The organism is Bacillus sp. RC51 (assembly GCF_044908115.1).
Taxonomy (GTDB): domain Bacteria; phylum Bacillota; class Bacilli; order Bacillales; family Bacillaceae_G; genus Bacillus_A; species Bacillus_A mycoides.
Genome location: NZ_JBIYCW010000002.1, coordinates 82975 through 107875, shown reverse-complemented (window position 1 = coordinate 107875; position 24901 = coordinate 82975). Strand labels below are relative to the sequence as shown.

General features: G+C 37.6%; 26 protein-coding genes. 3 read left to right on the top strand and 23 right to left on the bottom strand.

The genetic code is table 11. From position 1 onward, the window contains the following. Window positions 1-126 precede the first annotated feature (126 nt). The 12 genes from mtaB to gpr form a co-directional block, all read right to left on the bottom strand. Window positions 127-1479 carry a tRNA (N(6)-L-threonylcarbamoyladenosine(37)-C(2))-methylthiotransferase MtaB gene (mtaB, locus tag ABH959_RS05215; protein WP_002138376.1) on the bottom strand — a complete coding sequence of 451 codons (1353 nt, stop codon included), beginning with the start codon at window positions 1477-1479 and terminating at the stop codon, window positions 127-129. 6 nt (window positions 1480-1485) lie between these two features. Beyond that, window positions 1486-2235 carry a 16S rRNA (uracil(1498)-N(3))-methyltransferase gene (locus tag ABH959_RS05210; protein ID WP_113935596.1) on the bottom strand — a complete coding sequence of 250 codons (750 nt, stop codon included), beginning with the start codon at window positions 2233-2235 and terminating at the stop codon, window positions 1486-1488. A 145-nt stretch (window positions 2236-2380) separates the two neighbouring features. After that, on the bottom strand, window positions 2381-3319 hold the full coding sequence (prmA, locus tag ABH959_RS05205; protein WP_002138379.1) for a 50S ribosomal protein L11 methyltransferase: 939 nt from the start codon (window positions 3317-3319) through the stop codon (window positions 2381-2383). Between the two features lie 28 nt (window positions 3320-3347). Continuing rightward, a complete protein-coding gene (gene dnaJ, locus ABH959_RS05200) occupies window positions 3348-4454 on the bottom strand; it encodes a chaperone protein DnaJ (RefSeq protein ID WP_002015197.1) in 1107 nt (368 codons plus the stop codon). 202 nt (window positions 4455-4656) lie between these two features. Then, the gene (dnaK, locus tag ABH959_RS05195; RefSeq protein WP_002015198.1) at window positions 4657-6492 is read right to left on the bottom strand and encodes a chaperone protein DnaK; all 1836 of its coding nucleotides are present in this window, start codon (window positions 6490-6492) and stop codon (window positions 4657-4659) included. Between the two features lie 26 nt (window positions 6493-6518). Further along, the gene (grpE, locus tag ABH959_RS05190) at window positions 6519-7085 is read right to left on the bottom strand and encodes a nucleotide exchange factor GrpE (RefSeq protein WP_113935597.1); all 567 of its coding nucleotides are present in this window, start codon (window positions 7083-7085) and stop codon (window positions 6519-6521) included. Between the two features lie 114 nt (window positions 7086-7199). Next, window positions 7200-8216: a heat-inducible transcriptional repressor HrcA gene (hrcA, locus tag ABH959_RS05185; protein ID WP_002067157.1), complete on the bottom strand. Its 1017-nt coding sequence runs from the start codon at window positions 8214-8216 to the stop codon at window positions 7200-7202. 133 nt (window positions 8217-8349) lie between these two features. Beyond that, window positions 8350-9489, bottom strand: coding sequence for a radical SAM family heme chaperone HemW (hemW, locus tag ABH959_RS05180; RefSeq protein WP_113935598.1), 1140 nt, complete (start codon window positions 9487-9489; stop codon window positions 8350-8352). Between the two features lie 51 nt (window positions 9490-9540). Continuing rightward, window positions 9541-9915, bottom strand: a complete 375-nt coding sequence (locus tag ABH959_RS05175) for a winged helix-turn-helix transcriptional regulator (protein WP_002015203.1) — start codon at window positions 9913-9915, stop codon at window positions 9541-9543. A gap of 189 nt (window positions 9916-10104) precedes the next feature. Further along, entirely contained in the window at window positions 10105-11928 is a 1824-nt protein-coding gene (lepA, locus tag ABH959_RS05170) for an elongation factor 4 (RefSeq protein ID WP_002034072.1), read from the bottom strand. Window positions 11929-12136: 208 nt separating this feature from the next. Next, window positions 12137-12499, bottom strand: coding sequence for a DUF3679 domain-containing protein (locus tag ABH959_RS05165; protein WP_061689604.1), 363 nt, complete (start codon window positions 12497-12499; stop codon window positions 12137-12139). Then, entirely contained in the window at window positions 12499-13602 is a 1104-nt protein-coding gene (gene gpr / locus ABH959_RS05160; RefSeq protein ID WP_002088693.1) for a GPR endopeptidase, read from the bottom strand. Before gpr ends, ABH959_RS05165 begins: the two co-directional genes overlap by 1 nt. A gap of 180 nt (window positions 13603-13782) precedes the next feature. On the opposite strand from gpr, the gene rpsT reads away from it, so the two are divergent. After that, window positions 13783-14040, top strand: a complete 258-nt coding sequence (gene rpsT, locus ABH959_RS05155) for a 30S ribosomal protein S20 (RefSeq protein ID WP_113935599.1) — start codon at window positions 13783-13785, stop codon at window positions 14038-14040. 84 nt (window positions 14041-14124) lie between these two features. Here the strand turns inward: rpsT and holA are convergent, their stop codons facing one another. Continuing rightward, window positions 14125-15135: a DNA polymerase III subunit delta gene (gene holA / locus ABH959_RS05150; RefSeq protein WP_113935600.1), complete on the bottom strand. Its 1011-nt coding sequence runs from the start codon at window positions 15133-15135 to the stop codon at window positions 14125-14127. A 348-nt stretch (window positions 15136-15483) separates the two neighbouring features. On the opposite strand from holA, the gene ABH959_RS05145 reads away from it, so the two are divergent. Then, window positions 15484-15618, top strand: coding sequence for a YqzM family protein (locus ABH959_RS05145; protein ID WP_000997609.1), 135 nt, complete (start codon window positions 15484-15486; stop codon window positions 15616-15618). 31 nt (window positions 15619-15649) lie between these two features. On the opposite strand, the gene ABH959_RS05140 is transcribed toward ABH959_RS05145, so the two are convergent. The 3 genes from ABH959_RS05140 to ABH959_RS05130 all read right to left on the bottom strand — a co-directional run bounded on the left by ABH959_RS05140 (window position 15650) and on the right by ABH959_RS05130 (window position 19206). Continuing rightward, the gene (locus ABH959_RS05140) at window positions 15650-17971 is read right to left on the bottom strand and encodes a DNA internalization-related competence protein ComEC/Rec2 (RefSeq protein WP_404492345.1); all 2322 of its coding nucleotides are present in this window, start codon (window positions 17969-17971) and stop codon (window positions 15650-15652) included. 14 nt (window positions 17972-17985) lie between these two features. Next, window positions 17986-18543: a ComE operon protein 2 gene (locus ABH959_RS05135; RefSeq protein WP_002088698.1), complete on the bottom strand. Its 558-nt coding sequence runs from the start codon at window positions 18541-18543 to the stop codon at window positions 17986-17988. A gap of 63 nt (window positions 18544-18606) precedes the next feature. After that, a complete protein-coding gene (locus ABH959_RS05130) occupies window positions 18607-19206 on the bottom strand; it encodes a helix-hairpin-helix domain-containing protein (RefSeq protein WP_219303557.1) in 600 nt (199 codons plus the stop codon). Window positions 19207-19283: 77 nt separating this feature from the next. Here ABH959_RS05130 and comER point away from each other — a divergent pair, with 77 nt between their 5' ends. Next, on the top strand, window positions 19284-20111 hold the full coding sequence (gene comER / locus ABH959_RS05125; protein ID WP_002015213.1) for a late competence protein ComER: 828 nt from the start codon (window positions 19284-19286) through the stop codon (window positions 20109-20111). Window positions 20112-20283: 172 nt separating this feature from the next. Here the strand turns inward: comER and ABH959_RS05120 are convergent, their stop codons facing one another. The 7 genes from ABH959_RS05120 to yqeH all read right to left on the bottom strand — a co-directional run bounded on the left by ABH959_RS05120 (window position 20284) and on the right by yqeH (window position 24900). Continuing rightward, window positions 20284-21033 (bottom strand): class I SAM-dependent DNA methyltransferase, encoded by a 750-nt coding sequence (locus ABH959_RS05120; RefSeq protein ID WP_002088700.1) that lies wholly within the window; start codon window positions 21031-21033, stop codon window positions 20284-20286. Further along, window positions 21030-21386 (bottom strand): ribosome silencing factor, encoded by a 357-nt coding sequence (rsfS, locus tag ABH959_RS05115; protein WP_000653209.1) that lies wholly within the window; start codon window positions 21384-21386, stop codon window positions 21030-21032. Before rsfS ends, ABH959_RS05120 begins: the two co-directional genes overlap by 4 nt. Beyond that, window positions 21383-21952, bottom strand: coding sequence for a bis(5'-nucleosyl)-tetraphosphatase (symmetrical) YqeK (yqeK, locus tag ABH959_RS05110; protein ID WP_113935602.1), 570 nt, complete (start codon window positions 21950-21952; stop codon window positions 21383-21385). Before yqeK ends, rsfS begins: the two co-directional genes overlap by 4 nt. Continuing rightward, entirely contained in the window at window positions 21942-22511 is a 570-nt protein-coding gene (locus ABH959_RS05105) for a nicotinate-nucleotide adenylyltransferase (protein ID WP_002067321.1), read from the bottom strand. Before ABH959_RS05105 ends, yqeK begins: the two co-directional genes overlap by 11 nt. A 135-nt stretch (window positions 22512-22646) precedes the next feature. Next, entirely contained in the window at window positions 22647-22940 is a 294-nt protein-coding gene (gene yhbY, locus ABH959_RS05100; protein ID WP_002015220.1) for a ribosome assembly RNA-binding protein YhbY, read from the bottom strand. A 4-nt stretch (window positions 22941-22944) separates the two neighbouring features. Next, window positions 22945-23778 carry a shikimate dehydrogenase gene (gene aroE, locus ABH959_RS05095; RefSeq protein ID WP_404492344.1) on the bottom strand — a complete coding sequence of 278 codons (834 nt, stop codon included), beginning with the start codon at window positions 23776-23778 and terminating at the stop codon, window positions 22945-22947. 15 nt (window positions 23779-23793) lie between these two features. Beyond that, window positions 23794-24900 (bottom strand): ribosome biogenesis GTPase YqeH, encoded by a 1107-nt coding sequence (gene yqeH / locus ABH959_RS05090; protein ID WP_404454093.1) that lies wholly within the window; start codon window positions 24898-24900, stop codon window positions 23794-23796. Window position 24901: the final 1 nt, after the last annotated feature.

Genomic DNA, 24901 nt, shown 5'->3' with positions numbered 1-24901 from the left:
TTATCCCGCTATTTGCCAGGACAGTAAGACCCCCACCTCAAAATTCAGCGAAAGCAAAGAACTTAGGCGGGGGTCAGGCTGATAATCAGCGGGGATGAACACCCCCCCACTGATTAAAGTTTCACTTTATGCGCTTGCTGATTCTTTTTTTACATCATCTTCAAGAACACGAACAAACTGCGCTTCGTTATATGGATAACCAGCTTTTGTAATTTTCACTTTTACTAGCTTACCAATCAATTCTTCAGATCCTTCAAACACAATTTTTAAGTAGTTATCTGTATAACCTACATATAAACCTTTACGGTCACCATCTTTAAATGTCTCTTCCGGAATGATTTCAAGTACTTCACCTTCAAATCTAGAAGCATACTCTTTCGCTAATTGATTTGATAGCTCAATTAGACGGTGAACACGATCGTTCTTCACGTCTTCAGGAACTTGATCTTCCATACGTGCTGCTGGAGTACCTGTGCGTTTCGAATAAGGGAAAACGTGTAGTTCAGAGAAACGATTCTCTTTAATGAAATTGTACGTTTCCATGAATTCCTCTTCTGTTTCGCCTGGGAATCCAACAATTACGTCTGATGTAATCGCAAGACCTGGTAACGCTTCTTTCAAACGATCTAAACGCTCTTGGAAAAATTCCATCGTATACTTACGGCGCATACGTTTCAATACAGTATTAGATCCTGACTGTAATGGAATATGCAAGTGACGTACAACTACTTCTGATTTATCTAACACTTCAATTACTTCATCAGAAATTTGACTCGCCTCAATAGAAGAAATACGAAGGCGTTTCAATCCGCCTACTTCCGCTTCCATATCGCGCAGTAATCCAGCTAAGTTATACTCTTTTATATCTTCACCGTACCCACCTGTATGAATACCTGTTAATACGATTTCTTTATAGCCCGCATCTACTAATTGCTGCGCTTGTTTAATAACTTCTTTTCCATCACGAGAACGCATTAAACCACGCGCCCAAGGAATGATGCAAAATGTACAGAAGTTATTACAACCTTCTTGTATTTTTAAAGATGCACGTGTACGGTCCGTGAAATATGGTACATCGAGCTCTTCATATACACGTGTTTTCATAATATTGCGGACAGCATTAATTGGTTGACGCTCTTTACGGAATTCTTCGATGTATCCTAACATCTTCTCACGATCTTGCGTACCAACAACAATATCTACACCTGGAATCGCCATAATTTCCGCTGGAGATGTTTGTGCATAACATCCAGTTACACAAATTACCGCATCTGGATTTTGACGTACAGCACGTCTAATTACTTGACGGCTTTTTTTATCTCCAGTATTCGTTACTGTACATGTGTTAATAACGTATACATCAGATTTTTTTTCATATTCAGTTCTTTCATAACCACCTTGTTTAAACAATTGCCAAATCGCTTCTGTTTCATAGTGGTTTACTTTACAACCTAACGTGTGGAACGCAACAGTTGCCATTGATTATCACCCCATCAATTCAAAATGATAAGAAGCGGCACTTAACGCATAAAGCGGAGCCGTTTCTGTTCTTAAAATTCTTGGTCCTAAACTACATGGTACAAATTTATGTTCACGAAGTGCGGTTATCTCTTCCTCCGCTAAGCCGCCTTCTGGTCCAAATACAATCAGCAGCTTTTGGCCTGGTTTAACCGTCGCTAAAGCTTTCGCAAAATTAGATTTCTCACCTTGTTTCGCTTCTTCTTCATACGCAACAAGACAAACATCATACTCGCTACTCATCGACAGCAGTTGTTTAAATGATGAGGGAACGTGTACTTCTGGAATTTCACTTCTATGCGATTGTTCCGCAGCTTCTTTTACAATTTTTTTCAAACGCTCAACTTTTTTATCTGCTTTTTTCGCATCCCACTTTACAATAGATCGAGATGCTTGAAATGGTAAAAATGCAGCTGCCCCAAGCTCAGTTCCTTTTTGAAAAATTAACTCTAGCTTGTCTCCTTTCGGCAGTCCACTTGCAATCGTCACGAACACAGGAAGTTCGCTTGACGCCTCTACCCATTCTACAATAGTGGTATCCACAAATTCACTGGTAATTTCAGCAATTGAACACTCTGCTGTTTTACCATTGACACAGCAATAAATGTGGTCACCAGCTGACATACGCATCACTCTTGCGATGTGATGGACATCATCACCCATTATGCGAATACTTGTCTCATTTACATATTTCTCTTCTACAAAATAACGTTGCATATAATCACCTTAGTAGAGTTTCGTTCCTTTCGTAAGTCAATACTTACGAAAAGAACGAAACGTTATCATTTTCATATAACAAACGGCAAGTCCCTCACCTTATACGGTGAGAGACTCCCCTGTTCTTTATAGACTAAAATCTATATTACGCATTTCGTGCAATAATTGCTACCCAATCTTCCATTCGAAGTACTTCTTCAATTGAAAATCCAGCTGTTTCTAACGCTTCAGAAATTACTTTTTCTTTCGCCCCAATAATACCAGATGTAATAAATAATCCACCTGGCTTCACAACTCTCGCTGCATCTTCAGGGAATAGAAGAATAATTTCCGCTAGTAAATTTGCTACGATTAAATCAACTGGGCCTTCAATACCTTCTAATAGACTATTCTGTCCAACATTGACAATGTCATCTGTTTTATTTAAGCGCACATTCATTTCTGCACTTTCAACTGCAACTGGGTCTAAATCATACGCTTGAACAGAAGCCGCACCTAATTTTGCCGCAGCAATACTAAGTACCCCCGAACCTGTCCCCACATCAATCACAGTATCACCTGGCTGAACCGTTTTTTCTAACGCACGAATACACATCGTCGTTGTGGGATGTGTCCCTGTACCAAACGCCATACCTGGATCTAATTCAATAATTTTTTCATTTGGAGAAGACGGTGTATACTCTTCCCACGTCGGCACAATTGTGAATGTATCAGAAATTTGAACTGGATGATAATACTTCTTCCAAGCAGTAGCCCAATCTTCCTCATCGACTTCATTAATTGTAATAGTTCCTTTACCAATTTCGATGTCGAAAGATGGTAGTGCATCAATAGATGATTTTACACCTGCAACTGTTTCGTGTAAAGAATCCGTTTGTGGGAAATATGCTTTTACCAAAACACCCTCACTTGGATATTCATCTGGGTTAAGTGCATAAATCTCACCGTATTGTTGCTTGCGCTCTTTCGTCAACTCCGCTGGGTCCTCAATCGCAACCCCGCTAGCGCCTGCTTCATGCAAAATATGAGAGACAGCTTCTACTGCTTCTTCTGTTGTATGAATACTAATTTCTGACCATTTCACAATTTACCAACTCCATTTTTTATTTCCATTATTCCCCTTTGAAAGCACGTTTAAGCTTTCTGAATAAGCTATCATCCTGCTCTTCTTGCCCTGCAAATTCACGCAATAAATCTTTTTGATGTGAAGTTAATTTCGTCGGCACAACAACACGAACGACTACATATTGATCTCCTTGACCATATCCACGTACGTTCGGAGCACCTTTTCCTTTTAAGCGGAATTCTGTTCCTGTTTGTGTTCCTGCTGGAATTTTCAGCTTCACTTTGCCATGAACGGTAGGAACTTCAACTTCCGCACCAAGTGCCATTTGCGCAAATGTTATTGGCATTTCGCAAATAATGTGATCCCCTTCGCGTTCAAAGAATTCATGATTTCTCACATGAACAACAACATATAAGTCACCTGCCGGTCCGCCATTTACGCCTGCTTCACCTTTTCCAGATACACGAATTTGTTGACCATTATCGATACCCGCTGGAATTTTAACATTGATTTTTTTACGTTTACGAACTTTACCAGAACCATGGCATGTCGTACATTTCTCTTTAATCATTTGACCTGTTCCTGAACAATGTCCACAAGCTTGACGGTTTACAATACGCCCAAATGGTGTATTTTGTTCTACACTTACTTGCCCTGATCCTGAACAATGTTTACATGTTTCTTTTGAAGTCCCTGGTTTCGCTCCACTACCCTTACAAGTATCACATGGATCCTCCACTGGAATCTCAACGTTTAATTCTTTACCAAAAATAGCTTCTTCAAACTCTAAAGTAACTTGATATTGTAAATCAGCACCTTGACGTGGAGCATTCGGGTCACGACGTCTTCCGCCGCCACCGCCAAAGAATGAACTAAAGATATCTTCGAAACCGAAGCCACCGCCGAAGTCTCCTCCGCCACCGAAACCTTGATTCGGACCCGCGTGACCAAATTGATCATACTGCGCACGCTTTTGATCATCGCTCAATACTTCGTATGCTTCTTGTACTTCTTTAAACTTTTCAATTGCATTTTCTTCTTTACTTACGTCTGGATGGTACTTTTTAGCCAAACGACGATACGCTTTTTTAATTTCATCTTTTGAAGCGCCCTGGCTAAGTCCAAGGACCTCATAATAGTCTCGTTTATTCATAAATTTGCAACCCCCGAATCTTTCACATAAACGTAATTTTAACACCGAAAGAAAGTGCTTTGCAACAAAGTTTCCTCACTTACAGTATGCAAAATAAAAAAACTAAGATCCTCACACATTTCTTCTTATTCGTGAAAAAAGTCAAAGCCAAGGCACGCTTGACTTTGACTTTTTGTCATCTTACTTATTTTATTTCACTGTATTACTTGTCTTCTTTTACTTCTTCAAACTCAGCGTCTACTACATTATCTTTTTTTGCGCCAGCGTCTTGTGCTCCTTGTGCACCTTCTGCTTGCCCTGCAGCCGCTTGAGCTTGCTCGTATAATTTAACAGTTAATTGTTGTACGATTTCTTGAAGAGCATCTTTTTTCACGCGGATTTCTTCAAGTTCGTTTTTCTCGATTGCCGCTTGTAATGCTTCTTTCGCTTCCGTTGCTTTCGCTACTTCAGCTGCATCTACTTTACCTTCTAAATCTTTTACAACTTTGTCTGTTTGGAATACAAGTTGGTCAGCTTCGTTACGAAGTTCAACTTCTTCCTTACGTTTTTGGTCAGCATCAGCATTTGATTCAGCTTCTTGTACCATACGATCTACTTCTTCATCAGAAAGACCTGAAGAAGATTGGATTGTAATAGTTTGCTCTTTGCTTGTTCCTAAGTCTTTTGCACGTACGTTAACGATACCGTTCGCATCAATATCGAATGTTACTTCGATTTGTGGAATTCCACGTGGTGCTGGCGGAAGGTCTGTTAATTGGAAACGACCTAACGTTTTGTTGTCAGCTGACATTGGACGCTCACCTTGTAGTACGTGAATGTCTACCGCTGGTTGGTTATCAGCAGCTGTTGAGAATACTTGTGACTTACTTGTCGGAATTGTAGTGTTACGCTCGATTAGTTTCGTGAACACACCGCCCATAGTTTCGATACCTAAAGAAAGTGGAGTTACGTCTAATAATAGAACGCCCTCTACATCACCAGTAAGTACGCCACCTTGAACTGCAGCACCTAATGCTACAACTTCATCTGGGTTTACACCTTTGTATGGCTCTTTACCAGTTTCACGTTTAATTGCTTCTTGTACAGCTGGGATACGAGTAGATCCACCAACAAGGATAACTTTATCTAATTCGCTTGGAGCAAAACCAGCGTCTTTTAATGCACGACGAGTTGGCTCTAATGTTCTTTCAACAAGACCAGCTGAAATTTCTTCGAATTTAGCTCTTGTTAACGTTAATTCTAAGTGTAATGGGCCAGCAGCTCCAGCACTAATGAATGGTAATGAAATTTGTGTTTGTGTTACACCAGAAAGATCTTTCTTCGCTTTTTCAGCTGCATCTTTCAGACGTTGAAGTGCCATTTTATCTTGGCTTAAATCAATGCTATTTTCTTTTTTGAATTCAGCTACTAAATGATCGATGATAACTTGGTCAAAGTCATCTCCACCAAGACGGTTGTCACCAGCAGTTGAAATAACTTCGAATGTGCCGTCTGCTAACTCAAGGATAGATACATCAAATGTACCGCCACCTAAGTCATATACTAAGATTTTTTGCTCTTCATCTTGTTTTTCTAAACCGTAAGCAAGTGCTGCGGCTGTTGGTTCGTTAATGATACGCTCAACTTCTAAACCAGCGATACGACCAGCATCTTTCGTTGCTTGACGCTCTGCATCGTTGAAGTATGCAGGTACTGTAATAACAGCTTTCGTTACTGTTTCACCTAAGTATGCTTCAGCAGAAGCTTTTAAGTTTTGTAAAATGATTGCAGAAATTTCTTGAGGTGTAAAATCTTTACCTTCAACTTCTACTTTGTAGTCTGTACCCATATGACGTTTAACAGACATGATTGTATTTGGGTTTGTAATTGCTTGACGCTTCGCAACTTCCCCAACTTGACGCTCTTCATTTTTGAAAGCTACAACAGAAGGTGTTGTACGGTTTCCTTCTGGATTTGGGATAACCTTTGGTTCTCCACCTTCCATAACAGCTACACAAGAGTTTGTTGTACCTAAGTCAATACCGATAATTTTACTCATGGCGATTCCTCCTACTTTTATGTAAATTATTGATTTACTTTTACCATTGATGGGCGAATCACACGGTCTTTTAGTTTATAACCTTTTTGGAATTCCTCCACAACCGCGTTTGATTCAAATTCACTGTCTTCGACTTGCATAATAGCTTGGTGCTCATTAGGATCAAACTGTTTACCAACAGATTCAATCGCTTCAACACCTTCTTTAGTCAGCGCTTCTAGCAATTGACGATGCACCATTTCCATACCTTGTAACAAGGATTTCATTTGCTCATCAGTTGTTTCCACTTGCATCGCTCTTTCAAAATTATCAAGAGCTGGCAAAATATCTGAAACTAAACTTTGTGCTCTATATTTTTCAGCAGCCTGTTTATCCATTTGGACACGGCGCTTATGATTTTCAAAATCAGCTTGTAGACGTAATGTGCGACCTTCCGTTTCCGTTAGTTTCGCTTGTAACTCATCTACTTTTTCTTGTAAAAGAGCAGCCTCACTTTTTTCTTCTACAGCTTCTTCACTGTTTTCTGGCGTGACAGCTTCTTCAACTTGCGCTTCTTTCACTTCTTCTACCACTTGTTCGTTACGCTCTTCCACAATTTTCACCTCCTTAAAAGGTATTAGGTATCACGCTTAGCACGATTACCTAAGCATTATATATTACACACAGCAATGAGAATCTCATCACTTGAGCGAATGTATTACTCTCATTTACTTTTTAAGTCCGTCTGTAAATTGTCTTGTAAATAACTGCAACAAACTAATTACACGAGAGTATTGCATTCTCGTCGGACCTAAAATCGCAATTGTTCCTAGTTGCTCTTCTCCAATCGAATATGTTGCAGAAATTAAACTACAATCTTCCATAGCTATTGAAGAATTTTCCCTACCAATTTTCACTTGAATACCAACTTGTTTATGACGCAAAATATCATAAAACTCAGCTTCGTTATCAATCATCGTCAGCAAGGATCTTACTTTTTGAATGTCATGGAACTCTGGTTGCGAAAGCATATTTGCTTTCCCTCCAAAGTATATCTTTTCCGATAAAGGAACTTGAAATGTACCATCTAACATTTTTATTGCGCTATCGTAATTATGAACATACCCACGCAAGACTGTAACAATCTCTTTAAAGATTTTATTATGAAGTTCTGCCATAGGTATACCAGATAGCTTCTCATTTAAAATATTAACCATTTTTTCTAAATCTGATAAATCAACAGATTCCGGAACGGTAATCGTTTTACTTTGCACATGCCCTGTATCTGTTACAATAATAGCGACTGCTGTTTGACGATCAAGCGGTACAATTTGTACATTTTTAAGTTTATTTGTGCTCAATTTCGGACCAAGAACAATGGCCGTATAATTCGTAAGCTCTGATAAAATTTGAGCTGATTGTTGTGCAATTTTTTCTGCTTCAAAAATTCTTTCAGCAAATAAATCTTTAATTTGTACAATTTCATCGGTCGGTAAGTTTTGCGGCGCTAAAAGATGGTCTACATAAAAGCGATACCCTTTTTCAGAAGGAACACGCCCAGAAGAACTATGCGTTTTTTCAATAAATCCTAGTTCTTCTAAATCAGCCATTTCATTTCGAATAGTAGCTGAACTAAACGTAATTTCATCTTTCTTAGCCAACGTCCTCGAACCAACTGGTTGCGCTGATCCAATAAAGTCATCAACAATTGTTTGTAAAATTAAGAGCTGACGTTCCGTAAGCATCTCATCATCACCTCTGTTAGCACTCTTTGTCTTCGAGTGCTAAATCTATTAATAACTTACCAAAATTGACATTCAATTGTCAACGGAAACGTCACGAAATAACGAAACTTTTTCACGCTTATGGCACATTTAATTAATCAATCAAAAATGACTGGAATACTTCATTCCCTAATAGTTTCCCTTTCCTCGTTAAACAAACATGTCCATCTCTGTTTTCAAGTAATCCTTGTTCTTGATTACTTTGTAACTGCTTTGCAAAAACATGATCCATCTCCACATTAAATTTCTTTTGGAATTCTAACTTAGAAACACCTTTTGTTTTTCGAAGTCCTAAGAACAACTCTTCTTCCATTTTTTCTTTCTCTGTCACTGGGTGAACATCTAAATATGGAAATCCCGTCTCATCAATTTTAGTGAAATATTGCTTGAGCGGACCTACATTTTGAATTCGTTCCCCGTTCACATAGCTATGTGCTCCAGCTCCAAATCCATAATACTCTTCATTATTCCAGTATGTGAGATTGTGTCTACTTTCATTATTACCTTTTGAGAAGTTACTAATCTCATACTGGTTATAACCATGTTTTTCCATTTCATCCATTACCATTTCGTACATTTTCGCTTCATGGTCTTCACCTGGAAGTCTTAATTTCCCTTTATTCATTAAGTTATAAAATACGGTTTTCGGTTCCACAATTAAGGAATATGCCGAGAAATGTTGTACACCAAGCGTAAAGGCAATTTCTAATGTTTCCTTTACATCTTCTATCGTCTGTCCTGGCAGAGCATAAATTAAATCTACATTAATATTTTTAAAACCGACTTCCTGCGCTTCTCGAATTGCTACGAATGCATCTTCTCTCGTATGCCTGCGTCCAATCTTCTCAAGTAGCTCATCACGAAACGTTTGCACACCAAAACTAATTCGGTTTACTCCACCTTCTAGCAATACGTTCAATTTCTCTTTCGGTAAATCACCTGGATTCGCTTCAAATGTTAATTCACAATTCGGCGCAAATGGACGCAAACGACGGTTAATGATGTCGAGTAGTTTTTTTGTCTGTTCCATATTTAATGCCGTCGGAGTTCCTCCGCCAACAAAAATCGTTTTCATACTTTCAAACGGTACTTTTTGAACCGTATTTATTATTTCTTTCTCTAAATATTGTAAGTATCGATCAACCGGTTGGCGTTCAATAAATACTTTATTAAAATCACAATAGTGACAAATATGCTGACAAAACGGAATATGAATATATGCAGCTTGTACCAAATATAACTCCTACCTTTCTAAAAAGAAAACCTCCGCACTCCGGAGGATTCTTTACTTCTCTACTGTATTACGGATTTGTTCCATTCGCATTTTTCCCCAATCATACATCATTTCAACGATCGGTAAAAGCGACATACCTAATTCCGTCATATAGTACTCAACACGCGGAGGAATTTCCGGGTATACCGTGCGATCAACAATCCCGTCCTCCATTAACTCTTTCAATTGATTTGACAACACTTTATGAGAAATGCTCGGGAACAGACGTTGCAATTCACTAAAACGATGCGGACCTTCCACACCTAAGTGCCACAATATCACAACTTTCCACTTCCCACTAATTATAGAAAGCGTCAGTTCCTTTTCGCAATTAAAATTACCTTTTTGTATTTTCTCTCGAATATCTTTTCGAATATTTTCGGACATTAATAGTCTCCTAACTCTATATCAATCACTAAAAAGCTCTCTCACTATTGTAAATGAGAGATGCTAAGATGTCTAAAAAGTAGCATATAAAAAAGAAGCCGAACGAACGGCTTCTACTTTTATCACGATTGGTGCGGGCTAATAATTAGCGAAAAATAGAAAAATCTCCACTAATTATAGTTCACTCCATTAGTTATCATCCATTTTCAGTACAGCCATGAATGCTTCTTGCGGCACTTCTACAGAACCAACAGACTTCATACGTTTTTTACCTTCTTTTTGCTTATCAAGAAGTTTACGCTTACGAGAAATGTCACCACCGTAACATTTTGCAAGTACGTTTTTACGCATCGCCTTAATTGTAGAACGAGATACAACTTTATTTCCGATAGTCGCTTGAATTGGCACTTCAAACTGTTGTCTTGGAATTAATTTCTTTAATTTCTCTACAATTACTTTACCACGGTCATACGCTGAATCACGATGTACAATAAATGATAAAGCATCCACTTGTTCATTATTTAAAAGAATATCCATTTTCACAAGTTTAGATGGTTTATAACCAATTAACTCGTAGTCAAATGATGCATATCCTTTCGTATTTGATTTCAATTGATCGAAGAAATCATATACGATTTCTGATAACGGGATTTCATATGTCAATGTAACACGTGTTTCATCTAAATATTGCATATCAATAAACGTTCCACGTTTCCCTTGGCAAATTTCCATTACAGCTCCAACATAGTCATTCGGAACCATAATTGCAGCCTTCACAAACGGCTCTTCTACACGATCGATAGTCTGTGGATCTGGCATATTAGATGGATTATCAACAATAAAATCTTCACCGTTCGTTAAATACACTTTATAAATAACGCTTGGCGCTGTTGTAATTAAGTCAATCTTGAATTCACGTTCAATACGTTCTTGAATAATCTCCATGTGAAGAAGCCCTAAGAAACCACAACGGAAACCAAAACCTAAAGCTTGAGATGTTTCAGGCTCAAATTCAAGAGCAGAATCATTCAATTCTAGTTTTTCTAACGCATCACGTAAGTCGTTATAACGTGCAGAATCGATTGGATATAAACCACAGAATACCATTGGGTTTAATTTTCGATACCCTTTTAACGGCTCTGCAGCCGGACGTTTCGCATGTGTAATCGTATCACCAACACGTGTATCGCCTACATTTTTAATAGATGCTGCCAAGAAACCTACATCACCTACTGTTAACTCGTCACGTTGCGTCGTTTTCGGTGTAAACACACCTACTTCTGTTACTTCAAATTCTTTTCCAGTTGCCATCATACGTACTTTATCGCCAACTTTTACCGTTCCATTTACAACACGGATATATGCAATTACACCACGGTACGGATCATATAAAGAATCGAAAATCATACATTGTAACGGCTCTTCTGAATCACCTGTTGGAGCTGGTACCTTTTCAACGATTTGTTCTAAAATATCTTCAATACCAATGCCAGCTTTCGCTGAAGCAAGTACAGCTTCCGATGCATCTAAACCAATTACATCTTCTACCTCTTGACGTACGCGTTCTGGGTCTGCACTTGGTAAGTCGATTTTATTAATAACTGGTAAGATTTCTAAATTATTATCAAGCGCTAAATATACGTTCGCTAATGTTTGCGCCTCAATTCCTTGCGCTGCATCCACTACAAGAATTGCACCTTCACAAGCCGCTAAACTACGAGATACTTCGTACGTAAAGTCGACGTGTCCTGGAGTATCGATTAAGTGAAGAATATACTCTTCACCGTCTTTCGCTTTATACGTTAGTTGTACTGCATTTAATTTAATTGTAATACCACGCTCACGCTCCAACTCCATAGAGTCAAGCAATTGCGCCTTCATTTCGCGCTGTGCCAACGCGTTTGTTTTCTCCAAAATACGGTCTGCCAACGTTGATTTCCCGTGGTCAATGTGAGCAATGATGGAGAAGTTACGAATTTTGGACTGTCTTTTTGCTCTTTCTTCTTTATTCATCTATGTTCTCAACTCCTAATAGTCTCGCCAATATACACTAGCACTGATTATATCAATAGAGCAGCAAAGATTCAATGAAAACTCGTGCTGCTTACAATACAAATCACTCTATCTATATCTTATGCGAACAAACCATAAGAGACAAACCTTTTTCAAATTAAAAGACAGCTCTCTTACAAACATAAGACAACCATCCTTCCCGCTACCCTTAACTAAAAATTCCTTTTATTGCCCCAACAACTATATCCGTTCCAAACTTTGTCATATCACGAGCAACACTTGCTATCGCCATACCGATACCTTCTACAACATTAAAACTTCTTAAGCTTTCTAACTGTTTTTGTTTTTCAATAGCCGAAAACGTCTCTCCCGAAATTCCGGGTTCAGCCCCAGCGCCTTCTGTTCCTGTCATATGAGCAATTTGTTCATATGACAGCTGACGATATCCCTTCATACTTTTTAGACCATGATTAGCGAGTCCCACTCCAGCTATCATCATAAGCAAACATAAGACTGTACCGCATATACATAACAGCGTAAATTGACTCAAGCTATTTCTGCCTCTTTCCATCAATGTGTATATGCCCCTGTATTATCCTGATCAATCTGATGATGCAGCGCTGCATTTAAACCGCTGGCTATTACATTTGCCATATCCTCAATAAACGCATCTACTTCTTTTGGAGTTACCATTAAATTATGACCAAGAGGAGATAACACTTCATAAATTAACTTTCTCTTTTCTTCTTCTTCTAACGTACCAATAGCTCCTAAAAACATATTTCGACTCTTTTCATCTGGCATATCTTCTTCTGTTAATTTTTTCTTTTCTCCAAATGTAAAACCTGCTGGCAATAAAGAGCGTGACGGTTTGTTTCCTTCTTTCAGTTCCCGGCCAAAATGTTTCAAAATAAAATCAATTGTATCACTCGTAATCGAAACAGCATCTACCACAGTTGGCACACCAATTGCGATAACAGGAATACCTAATGTTTCTTTACTTAGTTCCTTACGCTTATTCCCAACACCAGATCCTGGATGAATTCCTGTATCAGAAATTTGTATCGTACTATTTACTCGTTCTATAGAACGAGCAGCTAATGCATCAATTGCGATGACAAAGTCTGGTTTTGTCTTCTCAATAATTCCGTAAATGACATCGCTCGTTTCAATCCCTGTAATTCCCATTACCCCTGGACGAATGGCACTAACAGGTCTAAACCCTTCTTCCACACTTTCAGGCTGCAATTTAAACAAATGTCTCGTCACCAGTACGTTCTCTACAACTATCGGTCCGAGTGCATCCGGCGTTACATTCCAATTCCCAAGACCTACGATTAAACAACTCGCTTCTTTTGAAACTCCAACCTCTTCTAAGAAATAAGAAAATTCTTTTGCAAAAATACGCTCTACCTTTTGCTGAAGTTCCGTATCTTGTTGTCGTATACCTTGCACCTCAAGAGTTAAATAACTTCCAGGTTTTTTCCCCATCGACTCAGATGCAATTTCATCAATAGTTACTTTTGTAATTGTAACTCCCTCTTCTTCCCTCTCTTTTACAATAACTCCCTGTATCCCTTTTTGTTCTTCTTGGCGCTCTTGTAGCATTTGGTGCGCCTCTACAGCAAGGTCAGTTCTAACACTATATTTACTTAAATCTAATGGTTCTTTCATCGTATCTCCTCCGTAATTCATAGTAAATATCGTTAGATTTCCCCAAGTTATATTAGGTCATTCTTTCCTTTACGTGAAATTTCATTGATATACTATTGCAATTCTCTTCACCGTTTGATAAAATATCACTTGTTCTATGTAAGAATCGAGTCATTCGATTGCACCAGGGAGGTGAAAAGTATGGCAAACATCAAATCTGCTATCAAACGCGCTAAACTTAGCGAAGAGCGTCGTTCACATAACGCTTCTATCAAGTCTGACATGCGTACTGCTGTTAAAACTGTAGAAACTTTAGTTACTAATAACGATCTTGAAAATGCTAAAGAAGCTTTCAAAACTGCTTCTAAAAAACTTGACAAAGCAGCTCGTAAAGGTCTTATCCACCAAAACGCTGCATCTCGTCAAAAATCTCGCTTAGCGAAACAAGTAAACGCGTAAGGCGTTTAAAAAACGATCCATTCGGATCGTTTTTTATATACACAAAAAAGTTCACGTACTAAGTACGTGAACTTTTTTGTGTCACTACATATGATTTAACCGCATTAAGAAAAACTCAAGCACAAGTTTCTTATCCATCTTTCCAGTCTTCATACTATAATCAGCTTCCGCCAATTCTATAATAACTTTTTTTAATTCTTCAAAAGAGAAAAACTTCGTTTGATTCATCGCCAACTTTACCCGGTACGGATGTACACCAATATGGGACGCGATTTGATTTTGTCCGTAACCACGCTGTTGCAACTCTTTCACTTGATGTAGCAAGCGGAACTGACTTACTAATAAAGCTAGCAGTTTAATCGGTTCTTCCTGCTGTGTAAATAATCCGTCTAAAATTTGCATCGCACCAGCGATATCTTTTTTCACCACTTTTTCTGTTAAAGCAAACACGTTTTGCTCAACAGATTTCGGCACAAGTTCCGTGACAAGTTTTGGCGTAATTTCTCCGCCCATACCGACGTATAACGTTAACTTGTCCATTTCCTTCGCCAACATTGTTACATTACTTCCCACAAGCTCTAACAATAAACTAACAGCTGAATTATCAATATGCACATGCACCTCATCCGCACGAGAAACAATCCACTTCTGAACATCCTGCACTTGCATCGCATTTGCTTCTATTACATCCGCTGTTTTCTTTAATAGTTTTGTAATTTTTTTTCTTTCGTCTAATTTTTCATAAGGCGCAACAAAAACAAGAATAGAAAAAGGAGATGGCTCCCCAATATATTCTTCTAAAATTTTTATATTTTGTTCTAATTTTTCTTTTTGTGCCGTTAAAAATAGTGGTGATTTTATTAATATAACTTTACGCTCGCCAAAAAAAGGAAGCGTATGCGCATCCTCAACTACATCTTCTAAATACGCTTCTTCCAAATCGTATGTCACAACATTAAACTCTCGATCTTCCTCTTCAAGCGCGTACGTTGTAATAAGCTTTATCGTTTCATTTATAAAATAGGCTTCCGTTCCATACAGTACATACAACGGAGCGAACTGTTTCTTTTTAATCTTCTTATGTATATCACTCATATTTTTTCCTACTCCCTAACTTGGCAATATATATTTATACTAATGCCCTAGCTTTTGTTTTACAAGTACAAAGGGACGGTCTTTATAACCCGCCCCTTTATTTATATAAAACGCCACACAATAAGCCCCGGATTTCTTATTGGTGTGCGGTAATCACCTTCCCTTTATTATTTACAATAATAATCTTAGTATAAGTGCCAACTGTTAACATGATTGGAAATGAAAAATTCACGCTACTTAACTAACTAGAAAAAGTATACAAATACTCTATTTCACTTCATATGGAAATTGTAGATTTTTTTCTGACAATATTTTATACTAAAATGGAATGTTGGGGAGGGATTCTAAATGAATGATTTTGAACAAAACGTTCAAAGTAAACGCAATGACGCTATTGATTCAGGGGTAGGATTTATCGTCTCATTTGGTTTTTTCGCAACACTTTTCATTATTGCAACTGTTATTAAATTCATCGGTTCTTAAAGGCTGCTGCTTAACGGCAGTCTTCTTTTTTTCATCTTCTATGTGTTTCATCATATGTGATTTTACTTTGAAAGGTTCCTTTTTCTCCATTAAAAACATAGGAAATAGCACCTTGCTTATCCGTACGCCATATATCAATACCCATCTTCTTAAAACGCTCTATAACTTCCTTATGCGGGTGCCCATACCTATTACGCTCCCCCACAGAAATAATCGCTACAGCAGGCTGTACAAGGCTTAAAAATGGATCTGTAGACGATGTTTTACTCCCATGGTGGGCAACTTTTAAAATATTAGCTCGCAAATCAGGATATGTTGATACTATAAACTTTTCTCCTTCTTCTTCTAGATCACCCGTAAATAGCCATGTTAGTCCCCCTAGTCTGGCCCATAGTACAATCGAAGAGTCATTTTCTCCCTTTTCTTTCCCCTTTGGAGCTAATACGAAAAATTCCGCTTCATTTACCCTCCAACCTTCCCCTTCTCCTACTACACTTATCTTCATGCTCTTTTCTAACGCCTTTTTCTTCACCCCTTTTTCCAATAAAGCATCTTGTTCCTTTCTCCCAAATACAACTTCTTTTACAATAATAGATGACAGCAAATCCAGCGCAGCACCTATATGATCCGCATCTCCGTGCGTTACAATTAATTTATCAATCGTTTTTATACCTTCTTTTTGTAAAAAAGGAACAAGAATATCATGCCCAACAGAAAATTCATGCTTTTTCTGTTGCCACGCTTCCTTCTTGACAGGAAGGGCTCCTCCTGTATCAATAAGATAAACCTCTTTATCGTACGGAAGACGAATTAATATCGCATCTCCCTGTCCAACATCAAGAAATGTAACACTCCCACTTTCGCGAAAATATGGATATACATAATGACAAGTACTAATAAAAAGAAACACACCCACAACTATGCACAAAATTTTTTTCGTTATTACCCTTTCCCAAATCACAAATATACTAACGATACTAAAACAATATATAGCCACAAGAAATAAAGGAGTTTGACCAAAAGTAAGTCGGATGAAAGGGAAACTTTCACAGTAACTTAGAAAATCATTAGAAATGGTTAAACATAGTGAAAGTACATATGCGATTCCTTTTGCGAAAAATGGAATAACCGGCATACATATAAGAATAATGATGCTACACGGCAATACAATAATGGATAGAAAAGGAACATATATAAGATTGAGGAAAATGCTATAAGGAGAAAAATAACCAAAATGATATAACAAGATGGGGGTACTAGCGAGCTGTGAAATTATAGAAATGTAAATAGAATTTCGAACTATCCCATTACTACGCCCTAATAATATCGGCGCAGATAGTAGTAAAGAAAAACTACCTACAAATGAGAATTGAAATCCAATGTTGAAAATAAGATACGGATCGTATATAAGCATACATATAGCTGTTATACTTAAGGCATCTAGACTAGATAAGCGAACAGAGCACATGAAAGCTACCAATAATAAAACTCCTGTTATAGAAGCCCTCACAACAGATGGCGACGCCCCAGCTATGATCATATACAGAGGAATGCAAACTATAAGGCATACTGTTGCTGTCTCTTTCGTCACACCACTTCTTAGCAAAACAAAATACATTATAACCATTAATAATACGATATGCGATCCTGAAATTGCTAACAAATGTATAAGACCAAATTGTTGATATTGCTCTTCTACTTCAAACGTCATTTGTTGTCGATCTCCAAATAATAATGCGTTCATAAATGCACCTGATTGTTCCGGGAACATTTCTGTAACTTTCGAGATTGTTTGTTGCCTGAGAAGGAAAATCCATTGCACGAGTGACAACGATGTTTTTTGACATTCAGAAATGTATGTCACATCAAATATAAAATGTATTTTTTGCTGATATAAATAATTACGATAATCAAAAACATGAAAATTCCGGGCAGTTTGTGGTTCTTTCACCTCCCCTTTAAATGTACACGATATACCTGCATGTAATTGTTGCAACTGCTTCTTTTCCGAAGCAGATTGTATTTTATAATTTAACTGCACTAAGTTTTTATTCTGATCTTCAATTTGAAAAGAGAGACGATCCCCATTAATTAGAGGTGTATTTTGCACGACCCCTCGTGTAACTTCATAGGACTCCCCTAGCGGCTTATTTAGACTCTGAACATACGTGGTGTACATAGCGCCACTAAAACACGCTATTATACAAAATATGAAGGTTTTACGCGAAGTACGATATAAACAAAATAAAACATAACAAACGAAACAACAAGCAGCCAACAAATGCGATGCGGAAAAGGTAATTGCAATCCCAATTATAAACGAGATTGCAACATAGCCCCATTGCCCATTCAACTCATACTCACTCCTTATAGCATCATTTTCGCTTTAGTGAATACACGCTGTAATTCTTCCATTGATAAATTATCTTTTTCTAAAGCTGCGAATAATTCCTTTAGCTGTAAATGACGCTCTTGTTCCTCTAGCGATGTAATATCGTATTCTAGTGGAACGTGCTTTACTGTTACACTCGCTTGTTCAAATAACTCTACGGCATACGGATGATTTTTATAGTCCTGTGCATAATAAACCGCTGTAACACCACTTTGAATAATCGCCTTACAGCACTGCAAACAAGGAAAATGTGTGACATAAATTTCCGCTTCCTCTGTTTTTGCACCAAACTTCGCACATTGTAATAAAGCATTCATTTCAGCATGAATTGTACGAACGCAATGATTATCAATGACATAGCAACCATCGTCTATACAATGCACACCACCTTTAATTGAACCGTTATATCCACCAGCAATAATTCGTTTATCACGAACAATTGTCGCTCCTACCGCAAGCCTTGTACATGTACTACGTAAAGATAGTAGATGGCTTTGCGTCATAAAATATTGATCCCATGAAATTCGTTCCATATTTTTCACCTTCTTTTTTGTCTACTTGTAGTGTAGCGAAAAAAGAAAAACTTCGTCAATCTTTTATGGAATAATAATTTGATCTTTTATTTTCTCTAAAGACTTCGCACCAATCCCATCAATTTCTAATAAATCTTCTATTTTCTGAAACGGACCATGTTCTTCTCGGTATTTCAAAATACTTTCCGCTTTCCGAGAACCAATGCCTGTTATTTTTTCAAGTTGCTCTTTAGAAGCTGTATTTATTTGCACTTTACCCTCGCTTTTTGAAAAAGTAGCCCCTTCTTGCACTGGCTCATTCTTGTTAGGAACATAAAGAAGCATTTGGTCTTGGACCATTTGCGCCAAATTCACTTTCTTCACATCTGCATCTGGCAACAAACCACCAGCTTTTTCAACTGCCTCCTTCACCCGGTCCCCTTCCTTCATTTCATACACACCCTCTTTAAAAACCGCCCCTTTCACATCAATTATAATTATTTTTTTCTGCTCCTTTGTATCCAATACTTTCGGTTTACTTTTTTTCTCCACATCTTTCACTTGAACTTCCGTTGTAATGAGCGATCGCTCTGTTTGCTGATTCGTTTTCCAGAAAAAAAGAAAAATCAAAGTGCCAATAATAATCACTAATCCCAACCATTTTTTCGGAAAATCCCACATCATTTTACACCTCTAATCATAAATTTATAACATCATTCATATTGTTTAGGAGAAAGCTGTTACGAAGGAGGGATGAAACATTGAACATAGGAATTATAGGGACAGGGAACATGGGGAATATACTAATCGATGCATTTTTAGAAACCCGTGCTGTCAAACCCTCGTGCCTTACTATTATTAATCGGACGCCTGCCAAAGCATATCATATAAAAGAAAAATACCCTTCTGTTCATATAGCCAAAACAATCCAAGAGGTAATCGAACAATCCCAGCTTATTTTCATTTGCGTAAAACCGATAGATATATACCCTATTCTACAAAAATACGCTGACCATTTTTCAGACGAAGATTGCTTAGTTTCTATCACAAGCCCCATATCTCCATCACAATTAGAAACACTTATACCTTGCCACGTCGCTCGTATCATTCCAAGCATCACAAACCGCGCCTTATCCGGCGCATCACTATTTACATTTGGAAATAACTGCTCTCTAGAATGGCAACAAAAACTACTTCGTCTATTCAAAAACATTTCTACTCCCCTTGTTATAGAAGAAGATATAACGCGCGTTTCATCTGATATAGCAAGCTGCGGCCCTGCTTTTTTTAGTTATTTATTACAATGTTTCATTAACGCTGCTGTAGATAAAACAAATATTACACATGAAGAAGCCACTACTTTAGTAAGTGAAATGGTCATTGGAATGGGGAAATTACTGGAAAAAGAAATTTTTACATTACCTACTTTACAAGAAAAGGTATGCGTTAAAGGCGGTGTTACAGGAGAAGGTATTCGTATTTTAGAAGAGCACGTTGGGGATATGTTTCATAAATTAATCGAACGGACACATGAGAAATTTGATGAAGATTTAAAATGCGTTGAGCAGCAATTCAATAAACACACATAATAAATACGCCATCGTAATCCCAAACCCTTTTTATTAATACTTATCTTTTTCATGCTACATTTTCACTAAAACTAGCATTTTTACACTTTACACATATCATCTTTTTATTTTTCTAGAACTAAAACTACATCTTTTCTATAAAACAAAAGCAACCTTATCGGTTGCTTTTCTTTTATCCATTCTTCTTCGCCATAAAAAAGATACGCTCTGTTTGTTCTGTCACTTCAATTCGTTCAAAGTCACCTGTGACGCGAAGCACTGTAAACCCAGCTTCTTCAAGCCATTTTGTTAACACTTCAACCGAATACGCACGCTGCACGTGACATTCGTCAAAACGATGATACACATCTTCTTCTGAATCTTGTACAAAGAATGTCAAATCATGTTCCACACTATCTGATTCTTCTCCAGGGAAGCAGTTCCAAATAAGTGATATTTCTTCGCCGTTCACTGTATATGTTTCATTTTGAAATACGTGATGTATTTTATATAAAGAGTGTACATCGAATAAAAACAAGCCATCCTGACGTAAATGGTGGAAAACTCTTCTAAATGTTTCTTGCACTCCATCTTCTTGCAATACATAATTTAATGAGTCACAAAAGATTGTCACACAATCAAATTCACCAGGAACATCGAGCTCTCTCATGTCTTGTTGGTAAAAAGGAATAAAATAGCCTTCTCCCCCCAATTTTTGCTGCGCGACAGTTAACATTTCTTCCGAAAGATCTACACCAATTAAATCATAACCTTTTCGCACAAGCGGAAGTGTTACGTTACCAGTTCCACATGCTACGTCAAGGATTCTTGCCTCTTTCATAGATGCCTGTTGTAAACTTTCCTCTGTGAATTCCACCCATTTATCATAAGGGACATCATTCATCAGTTCGTCATACAGCAAAGCAAATTGTTCGTATTTCATTGATCTAGCTCATCTGCAATATCTTCACGCGGCACATCGCCCCATAGACGCTCTAAATTATAGTGATTACGCTCATCTTTATGGAATACATGAGCAACCACATCACCAAGGTCTACTAAAACCCAACGCGCTTCATCAAAGCCTTCCATACGTTGTACGTTAATTTCGAACTCATGTGCCTTCGCTTTAATTTCACGTGCAATTGCTTGTACTTGCTTGTCTGAATTTCCGTGACAAATAATAAAATAGTCTGCAATCGGTGAAATACCTTGCATATTTAGTACAACCATATCTTCTGCTCTCTTATCATCAGCTGCTTTTGCCGCTAATACTAATAACTCTTTATCTTTCATTTATTAATTTCCTCCTTGATAACTTCATTGTATGTTTGGAATGTTAATGGATAAATCGTTTGATCTTTTTCCATTAAAAATTGAATTGTTCGCTTTAAAGCAAACAGTAAAGCTTGATTTATATCTTTATATGCGAGTTTCCTCGCTTCTTCCACACCAGGAAACTTACGTCCTGGTTCAATGTAATCTGCTACATAAATAACTTTATCTAACATTGTCATTTTTTCATGACCACTTGTATGATATGTAATAGCTTGTAGAATTTCAGGATCAGTAATGCCTACTTCTTTTTCTACTAAGTATGCCCCAACAGGTGCATGCCATAACTCTTTGTTATAGTGCAGTAGATCCTTTGACAAAGCTTCTCTCTTAATAATCTCTTCCATTTCTGGAATCGCTCTACATTTTGCATAATCGTGAAATATAGCAGCCGTCTCTGCCTTTTTCTCATCTACACCATATAACCTAGCAAGTTCAATCGCTGTTTCCATTACACCAACCGTGTGTATATAACGTTTTTCATGCATTTGTTGTTTGACAATACTAAGTGCTTCCTCACGATTCATACAACCCATTCCTCTCGATATATACCTGTACTTTTTCGGGGAGTAAATATTTGCACGTTTTCTTCGTCATATATCTCTCACGTAACAGAGAAGAAGAAACTGCAAACTCCGGAATTTCCACTTTTACGATATCATAAGGCGTATGTAATGTATAACCTGGTCTTGCAACTCCAACGAAAGTCACAAGCTTAAGTAACTTTTCAATGTTATACCACTTCGGCAAATACTCAACCATGTCTCCGCCAATAATAAAGTGAAACTGCACATCCGGATACTTCTCCGTTAATTGTACCATAGTATCGTACGTATAAGATGGGCCTTCTCTGTCTAGCTCTTCTAAACAAATTGAAAAGTATGCTTCTTCCTCAATCGCTATTTGCAACATGTTTAATCGACTTTTCACACTCGTAATGTTACGTCCTTGCTTGTGCGGTGGAATTTGATTCGGCAAAAACCATACCTCTTCCAACCCTAAAGCATGATACACTTCATTTGCAATTAACAAATGTCCATTATGAGGTGGATCAAACGTGCCACCAATAATGCCAATTTTTCTCAAAAGAAACGCCCCTTCCTTTTACATACAGCAACTCTCCCCATACAAATTCGAAGAGAGCCCACTGTTAATAAAAGTTCAATTGGTTTCGCTTTCTACATATCAAGCGTCCATTACGAAATAACTCACGTATATCTTTTATCGAGGAAGCTTAATCTGCTTATTTTCTCTTGATTCTTTGTATAAAACAATTGTGCTTCCGATTACTTGAACGATTTCAGCTCGTGCACCTTGTGCAAGCTCTTCTGCAACTTCACTACGATCAAATTCACAGTTTTGTAATACGCTCACTTTAAATAGTTCACGAACTTCTAATGCTTCTCCAATTTGTTTCACCATATTTTCATTCACGCCACCTTTTCCAACTTGAAAAATCGGTGTTAAATGATGTGCCTTTGCACGTAAAAATCTTTTTTGTTTTCCTGTTAACATATAATTAGCCTCCAAGCTCTCTCATTACTAATTGTTTCATTCTATCAATATTCGGCACACACCCTGTCCACATTTCAAACGCAAGTGCACCTTGATAAACGAACATATCGATTCCATTTTGAATTATTGCACCTTGTTCTTTCGCATCGCCTAAAATTTTCGTCTCAAATGGATTATAAATAATATCAGAAACAATCGTTCCTTGTTTCAATGAACGAATTTCCAGCGGCGTATACTCAACATGTGGATGCATACCTATCGTTGTTGTTTGGATGATAATATCATATTCCCCTTGATTTTCTGCTGCACATTCTAACGATAGAGCATGCGAATTAACATTTGCCATGCACCCAGAGATAAGGTTTTTCGCCTTATCTCTCGTACGATTAGCAATATCAATTTCTTTCACACCTACATCGGCAAGCGCGAAGTAAATAGCTCGGCTAGCACCACCTGCACCGATTAATAAAATACGTTTCTCTTGAAGTGGATCTTCACTAATTGACTGCAGGGCACGAACAAAACCAATTCCATCTGTATTATACCCAATCAATTTTCCATCTCGATGAACTACTGTATTTACCGCACCGATTTGCCTTGCTAACGGGGCAATCTCATCCAAGTACTCCATAATTGCAACTTTGTGCGGAGTCGTTACATTAAATCCTGAAATACCTAATGCTTTCAAACCTTTTACTGCTTCCCCTAGTGCTTCTTCTTCTACAAGAAACGCATGGTAATGGGCATCCATATTCAAGTGTTCAAATGCATCGTTATGCATAACGGGTGATAATGAATGTCCAATTGGATTTCCGATTACACCATATAATTGTTTCATAAATCCCTCTCCATATTAAATTAAAGATTTACGTAATGAAACACTTACTCCTTTTGGTACATGAGCAACAATTTTCGCTCCTGATTCATTTACAGTAACCCAGCCCAATCCAGAGAATACAACATCCGTTTTCGGCTCACGAATATTAAATTCATATTTCACAAACTTAGGCATATTTTCTAATTCTTCTGGTGTCGGTGGATTCAATAATTCTCCAGCGTGTTTTTCGTACAATTCATCAGCCTTTTCAAGCTTTGTACGATGGATTGTTAAACGGTTTGAGAAATGACAAGTGAATGCACGACGGCCCCCACTTACATAATCAAATCGTGCTAATCCACCAAAGAATAATGTTTGTTCTTCATTTAATTGGAATACCATTGGCTTAACTTCTGTAGTCGGTGTAATAAGCTTTAAGCTTTGTTTCCCAACGTAATGCGCCATTTGATGATGATTAATAATACCTGGTGTATCGTATAAAGATGACGTTTCGTCTAATGGGATATCAATTAAATCAAGCGTTGTTCCTGGGAAATGTGATGTTGTAATTACATTCTCAGTCTCATCACTAAACTCTTTAATCATACGATTAATAAATGTTGATTTACCAACATTCGTACATCCAACAACATAAACATCTTTACCTTCGCGGTAATGCTCAATTGCATCAGCAAGTTCAGCGATTCCTTGTCCTTTAGCTGCACTAATTAAAAAGACATCTTCTGGTTTTAAACCAAGTTGCTTTGCACTATAGCGCATCCAATGTTTTACTTTATCATGCTTAACTGACTTTGGAATTAAGTCAGCCTTATTCCCTACAAGTAATACTTTATTGTTCCCTACAAAACGATGTAAGCCCGGTAACCAGCTACCATTGAAATCGAAAATATCTACGATTTTAACCACTAGTGCGTCTGATTGTCCAATTCCGTTCAAAATACGAAGGAAATCATCATCTGTTAAAGATACATCTTGAATTTCGTTATAATGTTTCAAACGAAAACAACGTTGGCAAATTACTTGTTCTTTTTCTAAAGATGATGCAGGAGCGTATCCTACTTCATTTTTATTTTCTGTTTGAATTTCTACACCGCAACCAATACATTTAATTGTTTCAGTCAAA

Coding starts and splice junctions, on each gene's coding strand:
- hrcA (WP_002067157.1), bottom strand. CDS start 8,216: ATGCTTACGGAACGTCAGCTCTTAATTTTACAAACAATTGTTGATGAC.
- rsfS (WP_000653209.1), bottom strand. CDS start 21,386: ATGAAAGATAAAGAGTTATTAGTATTAGCGGCAAAAGCAGCTGATGAT.
- ABH959_RS05210 (WP_113935596.1), bottom strand. CDS start 2,235: ATGCAACGTTATTTTGTAGAAGAGAAATATGTAAATGAGACAAGTATT.
- ABH959_RS05175 (WP_002015203.1), bottom strand. CDS start 9,915: ATGTCCGAAAATATTCGAAAAGATATTCGAGAGAAAATACAAAAAGGT.
- ABH959_RS05145 (WP_000997609.1), top strand. CDS start 15,484: ATGAATGATTTTGAACAAAACGTTCAAAGTAAACGCAATGACGCTATT.
- ABH959_RS05135 (WP_002088698.1), bottom strand. CDS start 18,543: ATGGAACGAATTTCATGGGATCAATATTTTATGACGCAAAGCCATCTA.
- yhbY (WP_002015220.1), bottom strand. CDS start 22,940: ATGTTAACAGGAAAACAAAAAAGATTTTTACGTGCAAAGGCACATCAT.
- ABH959_RS05130 (WP_219303557.1), bottom strand. CDS start 19,206: ATGATGTGGGATTTTCCGAAAAAATGGTTGGGATTAGTGATTATTATT.
- holA (WP_113935600.1), bottom strand. CDS start 15,135: ATGAGTGATATACATAAGAAGATTAAAAAGAAACAGTTCGCTCCGTTG.
- ABH959_RS05120 (WP_002088700.1), bottom strand. CDS start 21,033: ATGAAATACGAACAATTTGCTTTGCTGTATGACGAACTGATGAATGAT.
- gpr (WP_002088693.1), bottom strand. CDS start 13,602: ATGAAAGAACCATTAGATTTAAGTAAATATAGTGTTAGAACTGACCTT.
- aroE (WP_404492344.1), bottom strand. CDS start 23,778: ATGAAACAATTATATGGTGTAATCGGAAATCCAATTGGACATTCATTA.
- yqeK (WP_113935602.1), bottom strand. CDS start 21,952: ATGAATCGTGAGGAAGCACTTAGTATTGTCAAACAACAAATGCATGAA.
- lepA (WP_002034072.1), bottom strand. CDS start 11,928: ATGAATAAAGAAGAAAGAGCAAAAAGACAGTCCAAAATTCGTAACTTC.
- dnaK (WP_002015198.1), bottom strand. CDS start 6,492: ATGAGTAAAATTATCGGTATTGACTTAGGTACAACAAACTCTTGTGTA.
- ABH959_RS05165 (WP_061689604.1), bottom strand. CDS start 12,499: ATGGAAAGAGGCAGAAATAGCTTGAGTCAATTTACGCTGTTATGTATA.
- dnaJ (WP_002015197.1), bottom strand. CDS start 4,454: ATGAATAAACGAGACTATTATGAGGTCCTTGGACTTAGCCAGGGCGCT.
- mtaB (WP_002138376.1), bottom strand. CDS start 1,479: ATGGCAACTGTTGCGTTCCACACGTTAGGTTGTAAAGTAAACCACTAT.
- rpsT (WP_113935599.1), top strand. CDS start 13,783: ATGGCAAACATCAAATCTGCTATCAAACGCGCTAAACTTAGCGAAGAG.